The sequence below is a fragment of the Methylobacterium aquaticum genome (assembly GCF_001043915.1).
In the GTDB taxonomy this organism is placed as follows: Bacteria; Pseudomonadota; Alphaproteobacteria; order Rhizobiales; family Beijerinckiaceae; genus Methylobacterium; species Methylobacterium aquaticum.
Genome location: NZ_LABX01000065.1, coordinates 22,422 through 37,162, shown reverse-complemented (window position 1 = coordinate 37,162; position 14,741 = coordinate 22,422). Strand labels below are relative to the sequence as shown.

Annotated in this window: 10 protein-coding genes and 1 pseudogene; 5 read left to right on the top strand and 6 right to left on the bottom strand. The window is 69.2% G+C overall.

The window, feature by feature from the left end:
• Positions 1–152: 152 nt before the first annotated feature.
• Positions 153–386: pseudogene (locus VP06_RS38945) on the top strand (hypothetical protein); the annotation flags it as partial.
• A gap of 486 nt (positions 387–872) precedes the next feature.
• Here the strand turns inward: VP06_RS38945 and VP06_RS09200 are convergent.
• From VP06_RS09200 to VP06_RS09190, 3 genes are all read right to left on the bottom strand, one after another.
• A complete protein-coding gene (locus VP06_RS09200; RefSeq protein ID WP_048463481.1) occupies positions 873–1,688 on the bottom strand; it encodes a universal stress protein in 816 nt (271 codons plus the stop codon).
• Positions 1,689–1,771: 83 nt separating this feature from the next.
• Entirely contained in the window at positions 1,772–3,442 is a 1,671-nt protein-coding gene (locus VP06_RS09195) for a bifunctional aminoglycoside phosphotransferase/ATP-binding protein (RefSeq protein ID WP_048463480.1), read from the bottom strand.
• Between the two features lie 18 nt (positions 3,443–3,460).
• Positions 3,461–4,087 (bottom strand): hypothetical protein, encoded by a 627-nt coding sequence (locus VP06_RS09190; RefSeq protein WP_156295513.1) that lies wholly within the window; start codon positions 4,085–4,087, stop codon positions 3,461–3,463.
• Between the two features lie 1,111 nt (positions 4,088–5,198).
• On the opposite strand from VP06_RS09190, the gene VP06_RS09185 reads away from it, so the two are divergent.
• The gene (locus tag VP06_RS09185; protein ID WP_048463534.1) at positions 5,199–6,731 is read left to right on the top strand and encodes a flavin-containing monooxygenase; all 1,533 of its coding nucleotides are present in this window, start codon (positions 5,199–5,201) and stop codon (positions 6,729–6,731) included.
• A 15-nt stretch (positions 6,732–6,746) separates the two neighbouring features.
• Here the strand turns inward: VP06_RS09185 and VP06_RS09180 are convergent, their stop codons facing one another.
• Positions 6,747–7,781 (bottom strand): AraC family transcriptional regulator, encoded by a 1,035-nt coding sequence (locus VP06_RS09180; RefSeq protein WP_048463478.1) that lies wholly within the window; start codon positions 7,779–7,781, stop codon positions 6,747–6,749.
• A 218-nt stretch (positions 7,782–7,999) separates the two neighbouring features.
• Here VP06_RS09180 and VP06_RS09175 point away from each other — a divergent pair, with 218 nt between their 5' ends.
• The 3 genes from VP06_RS09175 (at position 8,000) to VP06_RS37105 (ending at position 10,049) form a co-directional block, all read left to right on the top strand.
• A complete protein-coding gene (locus VP06_RS09175; RefSeq protein ID WP_048463477.1) occupies positions 8,000–8,464 on the top strand; it encodes a cupin domain-containing protein in 465 nt (154 codons plus the stop codon).
• Positions 8,465–8,565: 101 nt separating this feature from the next.
• Complete coding sequence (locus VP06_RS09170) at positions 8,566–9,549, top strand: SphA family protein (protein ID WP_082167290.1); 984 nt, start codon at positions 8,566–8,568, stop codon at positions 9,547–9,549.
• A gap of 203 nt (positions 9,550–9,752) precedes the next feature.
• Positions 9,753–10,049 carry an ABC transporter substrate-binding protein gene (locus tag VP06_RS37105; RefSeq protein ID WP_197093168.1) on the top strand — a complete coding sequence of 99 codons (297 nt, stop codon included), beginning with the start codon at positions 9,753–9,755 and terminating at the stop codon, positions 10,047–10,049.
• 1,430 nt (positions 10,050–11,479) lie between these two features.
• Here the strand turns inward: VP06_RS37105 and repB are convergent.
• Both repB and repA read right to left on the bottom strand, forming a co-directional pair.
• Complete coding sequence (gene repB / locus VP06_RS09160; RefSeq protein ID WP_053081622.1) at positions 11,480–12,457, bottom strand: plasmid partitioning protein RepB; 978 nt, start codon at positions 12,455–12,457, stop codon at positions 11,480–11,482.
• Positions 12,458–12,514: 57 nt separating this feature from the next.
• A complete protein-coding gene (gene repA / locus VP06_RS09155; protein ID WP_197093167.1) occupies positions 12,515–13,726 on the bottom strand; it encodes a plasmid partitioning protein RepA in 1,212 nt (403 codons plus the stop codon).
• Positions 13,727–14,741: the final 1,015 nt, after the last annotated feature.

The following is a 14,741-nucleotide window of genomic DNA, read 5'->3' as shown; positions in this document are numbered from 1 at the left end:
CACATCAGAGGAGGAGACTGGAGGGGATGACGCAGACCCTCGATCAGTTTGGATGTCGGTGGTCGACGGTCTTCGGCGTGCTGTGATTCGGGGCGTCCCGACGGAGGGGAAGGCTTGTGGCCTTGTGAGGAGGATCAGAGCAATAGCCGTCAATTTCGTCGACGAGCTTCAAGCACCGCCTGCCGCAACTCCGCAAGACTCGGCGGGACAACCTCACCGTGCTGGTTGCCACGATGCCGGACGTCCGCAGCGCCAATCTGATGGATCTGGCGGCGTCGCTGCCACGCGAGGCGGAGCGGGTCGACATGCGCGACCAGTGGATTGCCGCGGGCCTGGGCAATCCCCTGATCGATGCCGATGCGGTGACGGCTCCGTTTGCGGCCGATCCCGGTGGGAGCGTCGCCCTCGACCAGTCGGAGGTGTCGGAGCGCCATCCGGGGCTGAGGCCGACGGTGCGCCAGGGCGGGCGCGATCGGTTTTGCGACGCAGAAGGATCGGCGCGACATGGTTGCGCCTTGGTTGCCCGCGGTGTGCCTGTCAACAATGTTCTGGCGGCGAGAGCACTGCCCGATCATGTTGCAATCGGGCAGTGCTCTAGGTCTCTGATTTTTGCCGCGTTTTCTGCGACCAACCGGTGTCCACTTGGTCGAAAATGCTCTAAGCAGACTTGCGTTGGCAGGCCAACGCTTCGCCCGCTTAGGCTCTTGTTTGATCGCAGATTTTTGCTGCCGAACCGGTGACCACTTCGGCGAAATCTTCTTAGTGCCATGAAGCCCGTGTTTTTGTCTTTCCACTTCTCAAACCGTGTCGCAGCGCACGGCGCCGGAACCAGCGAACGGCTTTGCCCGGGCCGTCAGCACCGCCAAGCCGCGTCAGCGGGACATCAGCACCGGCACCGTCATCGAGGCGAGGATCGTCCGGCTGGTCCCGCCGAGGATCGCCTCGCGCAGGCGCGAATGGCCGTAGGCGCCCATGACCAGGAGATCGGCCCCGCGATCGGCGGCATGCGAGAGCAGGGCCTCGCCCACCGGCAGGCCGCCCGGGAGGGTGTGGAACACGGCCTCGACCCCGTGCCGGGCGAGGTGGCGGACCGCCCGCCCGTGCGTCGCCTCCGGGACCGGCTCGTCGGTGACGCTGACGAGTTCGACGCGGGCGATGCGGCGCAGAAGCGGAAGCGCGTCGCTCAGGGCCCGCGCGGCGGGCGCGCTGCCGTCCCAGGCGACGATTGCCGTGGCGAACCGGGGCGGCGAGGCGTGGATGTAGGGCACCACCAGGACCGGGCGCGCGCCCCTGAACAGCAGCGTCTCCAGATAGGCGTCCGCGGGCTTGGGGTGGGCGGCATCGGCCTGCTCGATCACCACGAGGTCGCTCAGGTGCACGAAGCCGGCGAGGCGCAGCGGGGCGAGCGGCGCGGAGGTGCAGATCGCGGTCGTCTCGCAGGGCCGCCCCGCCGCCAGGGCCTCGGCCGCGACGGCCTCGGCGGCGGCGGCAGCCTGTTCGCGCGCATCCTGCTCGGCGGCCACGATCATGTCGTAGCGGATCTCCGACTGCGCGAAGGTCCCGAACGGCTCGAGCGGCAGGACGCTCACCGCGGAGACGCTGGCGTCGAACTCGGCGGCGAGCCCGAGCCCGTAGGGCGCGGCGCGCCGGCCGACGCCGTCGACGACGATGGTCAGATCCTTGATCATGGCTGTTCTCCCGGCTGGCGAGCCGGGCGAGGATCGCGCCGACGCCGGGGCGCGACCTTGATCCACCGCAAGGGGCGGCGGCGTCACGCGGGGACGCGATTGAGAACCGAGTGCGCGGCCGGATCCCCCTCCCCGCCCCGGCCGCTCGCATCCAGGCGTCCCGCCCGCATCACGTCGGCGGCCAGCGCCTCCGGCGACTCCCCGGCATCAAGGCGCAGCCAGGTGATGGCCCCGCAATCCCTCCGGGCCTGGTCGGCCAGGATGGCGGGCGTGGCGTCGGACGGATCGTTCCGACGGATCGCAATGCGGTCGGCCAGGATCGCGAGGGGCGCCTGGAGCCAGACCCCCTGGACCGTCACGCCGCACGAGGCCGCCAGCCCCGCGACGGCCTCCCGCTCGGCCGGCCGGTCGAACACCGCGTCGAGCACCACCGACGCCCCTCCGGCGAGGACCCCGGCGGCCTCGTCCCGCATCGTCGCATAGACCTGCTCGGAGACCGAGGCCGCGTAGGCGCCCGGCGGCAGGCGCGTGAGCGGCACGACCCCGTGCAGGCGCTTGCGGGTCCGGTCGCTGCTCACGATGCGGGCGCCGGGGGCCGCGCCGAGCCGGGGCGCCAGGGCGGCGGCGAGCGTCGACTTGCCGGATCCGCTCAGGCCCCCGACCGCCACGAGGCAGGGCGGGATCTCGGCGAGCAGGTCCCGCGCGAGGGCGAGATAGGCCGTCGCCTCGCCCCGGAGCGCCGTCGCGCCCGCCTCGGCGTCCCCGTCCGTCGGGGCGCAGGTCGTCTTGCTCACGGTCGTCTTGCCCGCGGTCGTCTTGCCCGCGGCCGCCTGTCCCGCCATGGGCTCGGTCGCGATGGCCTGGCTCGCCGTCACATGGGCGCGGATCACGGCGCGCAGAGCCATCAGGAACGGCATCAGCCCGGCATCCGGCGCGTCGTCGGTCTCGTCGAGGTAGCGGTTGAACAGCAGGTTCGCGAGGTCGGGCCGGCCGCGATGCCACAGGTCCATGAGCACGAAGGCGAGATCGTAGAGCACGTCGATCGTGGCGAGACGCTCGTCGAATTCGAGGGCGTCGAACGGCGTCGGGACGCCCCCGAACAGGCAGATGTTGCGCAGCGTCAGGTCGCCGTGGCAGCGCCGGACCTTCCCCTCCCGGCCCCGCGCGTCGAGCCGGGCGGCATGGCGGGAGAGCCGGTCCTGGAACAGCGCCGTCAGAGCGTCCGCCTCCCGGTCCGGGACGAGGCCGCAGGCGCGCAGGCTGCGGTCGTTGAGCGCGACGAGATCGGCCATCGCGGCCGCCCCGCGCGCCTTGCTCACCGGAGCCTCGGCGTGAGCGGTGGCGAGGCGCCGGGCGAGGTCGGTCACCAGCGCCGGGGTGAGGCGCCCGTCCTGGACCATCCGGTCGAACAGGTTGTCCTGCGGGAAGCGCCGCATCGCCACCACCGCGTCGACGAGGCGTCCGGCCCCGTCGAGCGCGAGGCCGCCATCGGTGGCGCGGGTGATCCGGTGCACGCCGCGATAGAGCCGCCCCGCACCGGCATTGACGGCCAGCTCGGCGCGGCAGGCGGCGAGCCGGCGCCGGGGGGTCGAGAAGTCGAGGAAGGGGAAGCGCACGGCGCGCTTCAGCTTGAGCACGTGGTCCCCGGCCATCAGGACGATCGAGGCATGGGTGTCGATCCGCTCGACGGGCCCGTGCCCGGCGAGCCGGCGCGTCAGGAAGTCCAGGGTCTCGGTCTGCGGAACTGCCGCCATCGGTCGTCTCCCGTCTTGTCAGGCGCGAGCCTGCGCGGGGGCGGCTGGCCGCCCCGTCCCGCCAGCCGTCGCCCAGGGCTTCACCGTCTCGGCCACCGCCAGATAGGCCGCCGGGATCGCCGCGACGGCGGCGAGGATCCCCGGCGAGGGCGCCGCGAAGCCGAGCCAGCCGCCGCGCGGCGTGAACGGCAGCGCCAGGCGCCCGCCAGGGCCGCCAGCGAGGACGCCGCCAGCGCCGCGCCAGGCCGCTCGCGCCAGGGCCACGCTGCGCCGCAGGGCCTGCCCGTCCTGGATCGTGTCGAGGCCGATCGAGAGCATCAGGATGGCGATGATGATCGCCCCGCCGGTCCAGTCGCCGGTCAGAAACGTGACGAGGCCCGCCGCCATCAGGAGGAGGGCGAGGGGCTCGACCATCCGGCGCAGCACCGCGCGCGCCGCGCCATCGACCTGGGCCTCCGCGTCGCGGGTTCGGGCCATGTGGCGCGCGATGCGGCACGCCGCCTCCGCAGCCGTCATCCCGTCCGGGCCGCAGGCGAGACGAGCGCCCCGCGCCTCGGGCGTGAGGGTCCGGAACGGCGGCTCCCGGCCGGAGGACGTGTCGGGGTCGCGCCTCTCGGATGGGCCGGGCCTGGGAGAGACGAGCATGGGCGAGTCGGACAGGCGCAAGCGGCGTCCGGAACGGGAGGACGCGCCGTTCCGCAGCGCGGTCCCAGCTCGCATGTCGTCCCGCAGCATCGGCCGGTCTCCGCCCCGGCCCCTCGCGGCCGGCGCCTCCACTCTGTGCGTGCGGCCGGTCCTTGCCTTGATCTGCCGCAACGCGGCCCCGGCTCCTGGCCGGGCCGGACCCCTCTTGTGGCGCCAATCCGGATGGGTTCACCCGGTCCTCGCGGAGTCTCACTGCGACCCCGGTCAAGCGGATCCGTACTCACCACACCCGCGGTACCGACAACCACGATCCGTCACGGTGAGAGAGGGTCAGCCGCGCTGACGGCAGCCATGCCGCCGCGATCGAGAATCCAGCGAAGGTGAGCACCGGTGTTGCCGACGCCAGGAAGGTCGTTCGTCCCGCCAAAGCCGCGATCGAGCGCTGCCGCCAGCATCGTGGTGGCGTCGCAGGTATGCCCGCGACGGTGGCGGGAGGCCGGCCGTGCTTGGATCCGGGCCGTGGTCGACCGGCTGGTCTGCTCTGCGGGCGACGGCGAGGAGCTGGCCCGCGATTTGCCTCGCTCACCCCATGTTTGAATTCGCGCCAGAACTGTTCTCGCTGCATTCGCGAGATCTCCTCTTCGCTTACTGCCTCATGGCCTCGCTGGCGATCTTGGTGGATCGCGTATTGAAGATATGATTCCGGGCATCTCTTGATCGAGTCTTGGTAAAGTTCGTGAGGCCAGAGGAGTGCTTCATCGGGATCGACGCCCGGAGGGCGGCTGTCTCCTGGCGGACCTGTGCCGCCTCGTCAGGGCCGCGTCTTCGGGTCGTCAGGGCCCCGTGCCGCCTGCTCCCTCGCAGGCAGATCGTGCCTGCGGGCTGGGCGTTCTGCACAATATATTGCGCAAGCTCACGCGAGCACGCACTGCAACATGACGGGTGCGAGAAGACGATGCCATGACCGTCCGAGATTTTCGGAGGTTTCGTCTCAATGTTGCGCGATTCGGATAGCGGGCACGTGTCCAGGATAGCTCTGCGCGACGCCAGAGATGACATTTCCTGCATGGACACCGCGCCCGATCGGGGCGCCCAGGCGGGAGACAGCCTCATGGTCACGCAAGCCAACGTGTGCGTCATCGGCTCCGGCATCAGCGGATTGGCCGCCGCCAAAGCCTTCCGGGAACGCGGGCACCGCGTCACGGTGCTCGAACGCGGCCCGGATCTCGGCGGCGTGTGGGAGCCGTCGCGCTCCTATCCCGACGTGAAGACCCAGACGCCCAAGGACATCTACGCCTTCAGCGAATGGCCGATGCCGGCTGCCTATCCCGAATGGCCGTCGGGCGGCCAGGTCTTCGCTTACCTGCGCGCCTATGCGGAGAGGTTCGGTCTCGTGCCGCTGATCCGGTACGGCCAGTCCGTGACCCGGCTGGCGAAGCGCACCGACCGGGGCTGGGACGTGACGACGACCGGCGCCGACGGCGCGGCGAGCACGGAACCCTACGACTTCGTCGCCATCTGCACCGGCCAGTTCAGCCACAGGAACAAGCCCGTGCATCCCGGCGCCGAGGCGTTCGAGGCGGCAGGCGGACAGATCCTGCATTCGAGCGAGCACAACGACGCCGAATCGGTCCGCAGCAAGCGGGTCGTGGTGCTGGGCTACTCGAAATCCGCCACCGATGTCGCGGTCAGCGCGGTCAAGCACGGCGCGGCCGGCGTGACCCTGGTCTATCTCGAGCCGACCTGGAAGATCCCCTATTTCTTCGGCGGCCTGATCAACTTCAAGCGGATCCTGTATTGCCGCCTGGCGGAATCGATGTTCCTGCCCTTCGATGCCGGGCCGGTCCGCCGCGCCGTCCAGACGCTCGCCACCCCGCTGATCTGGGCGAACTGGCGCGCGCTCGAGAGCCTGCTGACGGCGCAGTTCAAGCTTCGCCGCAACGGGTTGCGGCCCAAGACCCGGATCGAGGACGACATCCACTGCAACCTCGCGGTGGAGACGCCGGGCTTCTACAAGCTCGTGACCGAGGGCAAGATCACGGCGATCCGGGGCACGATCGCGTCCTACGAGGGATCGCAGGCGGTGCTCACCGGAGGACAGCGCATCCCGGCCGACCTCGTGGTGATGGCGACCGGCTGGCGCCAGGACGTGCCGGTGCTCGACGCCGCCGACCGCGCCAAGCTGATCGACGCCGACGGCCAGTATCGGCTCTATCGCTGGGTGGTGAACCCGGACCTGCCCGATCTCGGCTTCGTCGGCTTCAATTCGAGCTTCGCCACCAACCTGTCGGCCGAGCTGGGCGCCCATTGGCTGGTGCGCTACATGGACGGCCAGCTCGCGCGCCAGCCGACCCGGGCCCAGATGGAGGCGGAGATCGCCCGCCTGAAGGCGTGGCGGCAGGAGGAACGCCCCTCCGCCAAGGGCTATGGCGGCCTGTGCATCGCGCCCTACCACAACCGCCACTTCGCCAGCCTGCTTTCCGATATCGGCGTGCCGACCCGCGAGGCGAACCCGGTCACCGCCCTGTTCGCGCCGCTACGGCCGCCGGTCTATGCCGACCTCCTCGCCCGTGCCCCCGCCTACCAGGCGAGCGCGGCCACCCGCCCGGTCCTGCGGGCCGTCGCGTCGTCCCGCGCCGCCTGAGGCGGGACCGGCCGGTCAGCGCCGGCGCTGGCGCAGCGTCTGGGACGGGGCCTCGCCGAAGCGGTCGCGATAGGCCGCTGCAGCGCGGCCGAGATGGTTGAGCCCGACGCCGAGGGCGAGATCGCCCACCTTCGCCTCCGTGTCGGAGGCGAGGATCAGCGCCCGCCATCGGTCGAGGCGCTGGGCCAGGATGTAGTCGGAGATCGTGCTGGCGCGGAACTGGCGGAAGCCGTCCTGGAGCGAGCGCATGCTGCTCCCGGCCTTCTCGGCGAGATGCGGCAGGCTGAGAGCGGAGTCGAGATGCGCCCGGATATACTCCTCGGCCCGCCGGACATGCGCGGGCGCCACCGAGACGCGCTGGGAAGGCGCCAGGGCCGCCCCTCCCCCGCTCCGTTCGAGCATGTGCCCGACGAGCAGGGTGACGAAGGCGGAGGCGAGTTCCCGCTCCACCGTGTCGGCGCCGGGGCCGGACCGGCCGCGGCTCTCGACGAGATGCCGGAGCAGCCGGGCCTGGGACAGGATCGCGGCGCCCCGGGGCCGCGTCAGGTCGATCGCCGGATCGAAGTCGAAGGGACGTGGGATCCGGTCGAGCACCCGCACCACGTGCTCCTCCAGGAGGCCCCGCGGCACCTGGACGATCAGCTTGGCGCAGCCCGTCTGCCACACCATGCGGGTCGGGAAGGCCGGCGAGAGCAGGGTGGCGCGGCCGGGATCGGCCAGGATCTCGTGCGGGCCGTTCCGCACCAGCGCCGAGCCTTCGAGGGGGATCTGCAACAGGAAGAACCGGTCGAGGCAGCCCGGATCGATCTCGACCCGTGTGCCGTAGGAGACGAAGTTGATCGTCAGGCCACCGAAGGCCGCGGAATGGTGCCGGGCCTCGAACAGGGAGCCGGCATCGGAACCCGTGAGGATCAGGCCGTGCGGGCAGAAGATCCGGCCGATCTGCTCGCGCGCCAGATCCGGGTTCCGCGTCGCCACGCGGGCGTAGCGCGCCAGCGGCAGAGCTTCCCCAGCGGGAGGAGGCGGATCGGATGGCGTCTCGTCGGTCATGGCCCAATCAGTCGTCCAGGCCCTAAGCCCGTAGAATGCGTGTGGCGGCAAAACCTGCACAAGGCCCGATCACCGCCGATCCTTCCTTTCCTGCGTAAAGTGGATAGCGCCGGCGTTTGACGGATAGCCGGCGCAGGCGGCACGCCGGAGTATTGGATGGCTGCTTTGTCAAAAAACTCCGTCGTTTCTGTTCGGAAAGTTAGCATAGTGAGGTAAAAATGAGCGAGAACGGGCCACTTCTGGCGCGCATCACTAGGGCAGGCCAAGGCATCGACGGGACGGTGTGGAACGTCCTCGGGCACACCTATTACTTCAAGGCGAACTGCGACAGCGCCTTCTCTTTCGAGACCTATGATCCGCCGGGCACCTTCGTGCCGCCGCACATCCATCCGACGCAGGACGAGTTCATCTACGTTCTGGAAGGGACCTTCGACCTCTATCTCGACGGCGAATGGCTCCAGGCGAAGACCGGCGACCTGGTCTGCATGCCGATGGGCAAGCCGCACGCCTATTACAACCGTACCGACACGCCGAACCGGGCGATCTTCTGGGTCAGCCCGGGGCGCAAGCTCAAGGCGCTGTTCGACCAGCTCCACGACCTGACCGACCCGGACGAGGTCGTGCGCCGCTCGGCGGCCTGCGAGGTCGACTTCCTGCCACCGGGCTCGGTGCCGGGCGCGTGAGCCCGGCCAGCACGCGCGACCGCCCATGAGCAGAGCGCGCGGCGGCCCGCAGGCGCCGCGCGCCGCCATCACGAGCGGGCCATCATGAACGAGGGGGCACCATGACGACACGCAACACCAGGCCGCGGGAGTGGATCCGGACCTTCGCGAAGCGGGCCATCTCGGCCCTCGCCGCCACGGTCGGGCTCGCGGGGTCCGCGTCGGCCTTCGACCAGCCCAACCTGAACCTCGGCTTCACCAGCTTCCTCGACGGCGCACCGCCCTCGGGGCCCGGCTGGTACCCGACCCAGTATTTCCAGGTCTACTCGGCCAATCGCCTCGTGGACCGGAACGGCCGCAGCCTCGGCCTGCCGCGCGAGGACGTGACGGTCTTCGCCAGCCTGACGCAGCTCCTCTACGTCTCGCCGATCAAGGTCGGCCCGGGCGTCTTGGGTCTCGACATCCTCCTGCCGACGATCCCGTTTTCGAGCACCGACGACGGCCTCGGCGGCGCGGCCCTCAAGGCCCAGCAGGGCGTCGGCGACCTCCTGATCGGCCCCTTCATCCAGTTCGACCCGATCATGGGCGACAAGGGTCCGCTCTTCGTCGGACGCTTCGAGGCGCAGATGATCCTGCCGACCGGGAAGTACGACCCGACGGCAGCGGTCAATCCCGGCTCGAACTTCTTCTCCTTCAACCCCTACGTCGCCGGCACGCTGTTCCTGACGCCGGACTGGACGGTTTCGGCCCGGTTCCACTATCTCTGGAACGCCGCCAACGACCGTCCGAATGTCGGCTTCGGCCCGACCGTGGTCTCGACCCAGGCCGGCCAGGCCCTGCACGCGAACTTCGCCAGCGAATACAGCGTGACGCAGAACCTCAAGCTCGGCGTCAACGGCTACTGGCTCCAGCAGATCAGCGACACCCTGGCCAACGGCGTCGCCGTGCCCGGCCGGCGCGAGCGCGTCTTCGGCCTCGGCCCCGGCGCCCTGCTGGCGATCAACAAGGACAACTTCCTGTTCTTCAACGCCTATTACGAGTTCGGGGCGCAGAACAGGCCGGAGGGCCAGCGCTATACCGTGCGCTGGGTCGGGCACTTCAACTGAACACTGGCCCGGACGCTCTCGTCCGGGAGGACGGCCACGCGCCTGCGCGGCGATCGGGAGAACCCGACGCCGACGACAAAAAGGGACGAAACGATGGGCGAGACCGCGAAACGCTGGCGGCTCCGGGCCGCGTTGGCGCCGGTGGGGAGCCTGCTGGGAGGCCCTGCCTGCAACCCGCCGCGGCGGAGCCGGTGACGCGCGGCGTGCTGACCGATCCCGGCGGACCGTTCTCGGATCTGTCAGGGGCCGGCTTGGTCGAGGCGGTGCGGCTGGCGCTCGAGGATGTCGGGGGGCAGGTCCTCGGCGAGCCGGTCCAGCTCATCTCCGCCGACCATCAGCAGAAGCCCGATATCGGCCTGTCCATCGCCCGCACATGGCTCGATCAGGACAAGGTCGACGTAATCCTCGACGTGCCGAATTCGGGCATCGCCCTTGCGGTCTCGACTCTCGTCAAGGAGAAGAACCGGATCGTGATCGACGCCAGCGCCGCGACCGACTGACGGAGGATCGCTGCAACGGCCACCGCCTGCACTGGACCTTCGACACCGAGCCGCCCGCGCCGAAGACCCCATCGTCGAGACTCAGCCTGTCCGGGACGGCATGAGGTGTTGGGCGCTCACAATCCCCCTCCCCTCACCCGCGCTCCGCCCGATCGCGGCGCCTGCCATCGTCCCTCTCCAGCGCCACAACGCTTGCCGCCAGCCGCCGGAGCGCGAGTCACGGAGGCGCCGAGATCGGGCGTCCGCCTGGCCCCGATCAGGGCCGCTTGCCGATCGGCGCAACCACCATCGGCGGCGTGCCCGCTCCCTCATGGGCGGCGCCGATCGGGATGCGCGTCGGCGCCGATCCGACGAGCGGATCTCGCCCACCGAACCGGCCGATGGTTGGTCGGCTCCGAGACGCCTCACCCGGGCCGCAGGAGCGGCACTGAGCGGACGTGGCGCGGGGTCCCCTCCACGATCGCGTGGCTGCGTACCCCAATGGGGATTTGTCGACGCCATGCGGCGATCGTCTCGTCGAGCCGCGACGGTCGAGCGGCCGGCCGGGCTCACCACGGATCGTGTCCTCCGAAGACGCCGGACGTTGAGGCGGAGGCGACGGCCGCTCGTTCTGGGCCGCGTCGTCAGCGGGATCGTCCGGTGTGGACGGGTGTGGAGACCGGGAACCGGCGGCCACTTTGTCACGGAGATTAATACCAACGGTCGTTGAAAACGACCTTTGGTTCTGTTCTCGAATTTTCGCCAAGCCTCTGGCTTGACATCGAAAATTCGAGATGGGTCAACGGCCCGATGCGTCAGCATCTTGGGCCGTTGGTATAAGATCTTCTTCTTGTTTCGATTGTCGAGCCTCGGCCAGGCGGATTCCAGCCCGCTATTTGCGGATGGCCTGGCTGCGATGCGGATGACGTGCGTGCCTTTCACCCGCTCTTCGATGAGCGGGACGCTACGGTGAGCGGCCCATCGGATCACCGTCTGGACGGTGCGGCGGCACGTGGCGCGCGCCGCGATGGTTCCGAGGGCGAGTCCGCAAGTCGCGCGCTCGCGGATCTCCCGGACGATGATGCCGATGAGGCTCGGTTCCGCCGGGTGGAAGTCCATGCTTGACCGTGGCGGGCCAGGGCAGACGATGGCCGGTTTCCTCACGGCGACAGGTCTTCGCCTGGCCCTGCGCGCGTTCAGCGAGCGTCAGGCGCGGACGTGGTCCATGCGACGTTTGGGTGAGGCCGTCCCCGGCGCGGGCTCCCGGCCCAGGCTTGGCCGGCCCAAGTTTGCCCGGGGCGGCGACCTGGCGCGACGGTTCGAGCCTGGCGAGCTTGTCACACGCGAAGGCGCCGAGCGGCGTGACGCAGCCCTCGGCCTCTCCTGCCCTGGTCTTGGCGCGGTGCAAGGCGACCGATGCCGCTCTGCTGAGCCGATGGGAAGGGGTCGCGTCAGTCTCCCTGGCCGTTGCGGTGCTTTGCCTCCTGGAAAGCGCCGTAGAGCTGCTCCAGGTGGGACGAAATGTAGTCGCCGAAGTCCCCGGCATCCTTCGATGTCAAGGACAGGCTGAAGGTCTTGCCGGAGCGACGGCAGGTCGCTTCGACGGCTTTGTCCGGGGGCGCCCAATAGGACGTCTGCGGCTGGATCGCCCGACGGACCGGCGCCCTGCGCCCGGCCTTGATCGCCGCCAGGAGATGGCTGAACCGCTCCGGTCCCTCCTTCGCCAGGAACGCGTCCGACCGGACCGCCTCACGCGCGATCTCGGCCTTTGCCGGGGCGGCCACCAGCTTCTTCAGCTCCTCCCAGCGGTCGCGTCCGATGCTCTTGGCCGCGCCGACGGCATCGATCACCTCGGGCGGAACCGTCTCGGCCACCGACAGCATCCGGGACAGGAGCGTGTCGTCGATCGCAAGGGCCGCCTTGATCGTCGCCTTGGTCTGCCCCATGTCGAGCAGCTTCTTGGCGAACAGCGCCTTCTCGATGAAGGAGAGATTGGCGCGGGCGGCGTTCTCCTGCCCCTGGGCGACGATATGGGCGATGTCCTCGATCGACTTGACGATCGCGCGAACCTCGCGCCCGAGTTCGCGGGCCACGCGCACGCGGCGGTGGCCGTAGACGATCATGAACCGCCCCTCACGGCTCGGGTGAGGACGGACGAGGATCGGTGTCGACTGGCCGTGCTCGGCAATGGCGTCGCGCAGCCGCAGATAATCCTCGTCGTTCTGATCGATGCGGTCGGACACGAAGGAATCGTCGATCAGGGCCGTGTCGAGGCTGAGGACCACCTCGCCATCCGACATGCGCTTGGTGTTCTCGGCCATCTCCTCGATCGAGCGCGTCATCGATCGCGCCGCGCCACGCCTGGCGACGTCGGTGCTGGGCTCGCCGACCGAGGCCCCGAGCACGTTGGCCAGGAGGTTCTTGCGCATCGCGTCACGTCCCTATCCGGTTGGTGGGTCGGGTGAATTCGGCGTTCTGCACGGCTGTCAAACCCGCCTCCCCCACGCCTGGTGGATCAAGCTGGCGATTTCCTCGTTGACCGCGTTCACCGCTTCGAGGGCCCTGTCATAGGTCGAGCGGATCATCTGGCCGCGATCGACTTCGTAGAGCGACTGGTTGGTGATCCCGGCATCCGAGATTGCCGTGGATTTCAGCATCTGGTGCGTCAGCATGTTCTTGGGAAACAGCACGTGCATGAAGCCGACCATCTGGGCCTGCGGCCCGTCGGTCGGCTCGTAGCGGGTGACGAGGTAGCGGAACCATTTCAGGTTCACGGTCGCCCCGGCATCCGCGATCGATTTCAGGATGCCGCCGAGCATCAGAAGGAACTGGCTCATCGACATCACGTCGAGCATCTGCGGATGAATGGTGACGAGGACCGAGGTCGAGGCCGTGAGCGCCGTCAGGGTGAGGTAGCCGAGTTGCGGCGGACAGTCGATGACGACCACGTCGTAGCGGTTATCGACGTCCTTCAGCGCATTCGAGATCCGCGTGAAGAAGGTCCGGCCCTCGGCATTCCGGTTCGAGGCCGCCAGGGGGGTGTCGTACTCGTATTCTTGAAGGTCCAGGCTGGCCGGCACGATGTCGAGACCCGGGAAGTTGGTCGGCCGAATGATCTCCGACAGCGGGCGCTTGTTGTCGTCGTAGCGCAGGGCCTCGTAGATCGACGGCGTCTTGTCGAGTTCCGGCTGGATGCCGTGCAGGGCCGAGAGCGACGCCTGCGGATCGAGATCGATGGCGAGCACCCGGTGGCCGGTCAGGGCGAGGAACTGGGCCAGGTGGGCGGCGGTCGTCGTCTTCCCACTGCCGCCCTTGAAGTTCACCGCCGAGATGATCTGCATCGTCTCGCCGGCGCGCCGATGCGGCACATACTGCTTGAGGTCGGATCGCCCGTGGCGATCGAGGTACTTCCTCAGCTCCAGCATCTGCTCGGCGGTGTAGGAGCGCCGGCCGGACGGCGAGGTCGCCGGGATCGGGCCCTTTCCTTCGAGGTGCAGCTTCTTGATGTTCGAGGGCGTGACACCGAGAAAATACGCGACTTCCGCCAGCGAGAACGGGCGCAAGCCTTTGGTGGCGTTCGGCGGATAATGCTCCATGCGGAGCATGCTCAACTTATCAGAGATGAGGCCGCCCTGCCGGAGGATGGTTTCATGGAAGTTGGTCACCTCCATTCCCTCTGCTGGCACCACCATATCCATCCGCGCTGATTCCCGAGTAACGCTTTTTCCGGGCTATGCCGGTTCCAAGCGTTATTATGGGTGATTCTCAACCGGCGACAATGTTTTTTCGGTTGATCGCTCGTTCATGCGCGGCTCGCGCGACACGCCGACCCGTGCCTGCGCCAAGCGCTTGACGGAGAAGCAGTTTTCGTCGTTCTGCACGGCTGTCAAACGATCCCGCCATTCTTGCTCCGACGGCGCGCAGTGTCGTGATCCGCTCGCGACGGCGCCGCTGCGATTACGGCGTCGTCCGGGACAATCGCGGATGATTCGGGCTCGTTGTCCGGGCGGATGAGCCGGGTTACCCCTTCGGAGGGGCTCGGCGGACCGTTCGGCGTCACACTGCTGGGCATCGCGGACGCTACGGGCGCTCGACGGATGAACTGTCCGCTTGTTGGTCGATGCCCCGCGCGCAAGGACGAAGGGGATGGCGGGGCCTTGTCGGCATCGGGCACTGGCGCGTGCCGTAGGTCGGCGCCTTACCCGGCACGCGATGGGCTTGCGATTGTTCCGCCGGTCCCATCGCACCGCTCGCCATGAAGCACGGCCACCGCTGTGCGGACGAGCCGGCTTCACCGGCACGCCGGCGCGGGAGATTCCGACATCCGCGCCATGGCCGAGCGGGCCGTTGGTACGACGATGGCCGAGACAGGGGGCGCGGAGGTCATCGACGTCCGGCTGCCGGCCGTGTCGACGAAACCCGGATCGACGCCATCGGGCGGGACTTGCGGAGCCCCGAAGCATCACGCTCATGGGCCGCCGGCATGCGGTGGGCGGGCATCGCACCGGCGCCGGATTTGATCGCAGCCGGGGGAGGGGACTCGCGTCAACCGGGATGAGGGGGCGTGATCAGTGGGTTCGGCACGCCCCGCCAGATACACCGGAAGCGCCTCTCGATAGGTCTCGCTCGACGGGCTGGCGCGATCCGGCGGCCGGATCCATCGCGGTGGCGGTGTGCGCGTCGAGCAGGGTGGCGACGGTCAGGGTGGGCGTG

Bases quoted from the DNA above. Each gene is read 5' to 3' on its own strand.
- VP06_RS09200 (WP_048463481.1), bottom strand. From the start codon at position 1,688: ATGATCAAGGATCTGACCATCGTCGTCGACGGCGTCGGCCGGCGCGCC.
- VP06_RS09195 (WP_048463480.1), bottom strand. From the start codon at position 3,442: ATGGCGGCAGTTCCGCAGACCGAGACCCTGGACTTCCTGACGCGCCGG.
- VP06_RS09190 (WP_156295513.1), bottom strand. From the start codon at position 4,087: ATGCTCGTCTCTCCCAGGCCCGGCCCATCCGAGAGGCGCGACCCCGAC.
- VP06_RS09185 (WP_048463534.1), top strand. From the start codon at position 5,199: ATGGTCACGCAAGCCAACGTGTGCGTCATCGGCTCCGGCATCAGCGGA.
- VP06_RS09180 (WP_048463478.1), bottom strand. From the start codon at position 7,781: ATGACCGACGAGACGCCATCCGATCCGCCTCCTCCCGCTGGGGAAGCT.
- VP06_RS09175 (WP_048463477.1), top strand. From the start codon at position 8,000: ATGAGCGAGAACGGGCCACTTCTGGCGCGCATCACTAGGGCAGGCCAA.
- VP06_RS09170 (WP_082167290.1), top strand. From the start codon at position 8,566: ATGACGACACGCAACACCAGGCCGCGGGAGTGGATCCGGACCTTCGCG.
- repB (WP_053081622.1), bottom strand. From the start codon at position 12,457: ATGCGCAAGAACCTCCTGGCCAACGTGCTCGGGGCCTCGGTCGGCGAG.
- repA (WP_197093167.1), bottom strand. From the start codon at position 13,726: ATGGATATGGTGGTGCCAGCAGAGGGAATGGAGGTGACCAACTTCCAT.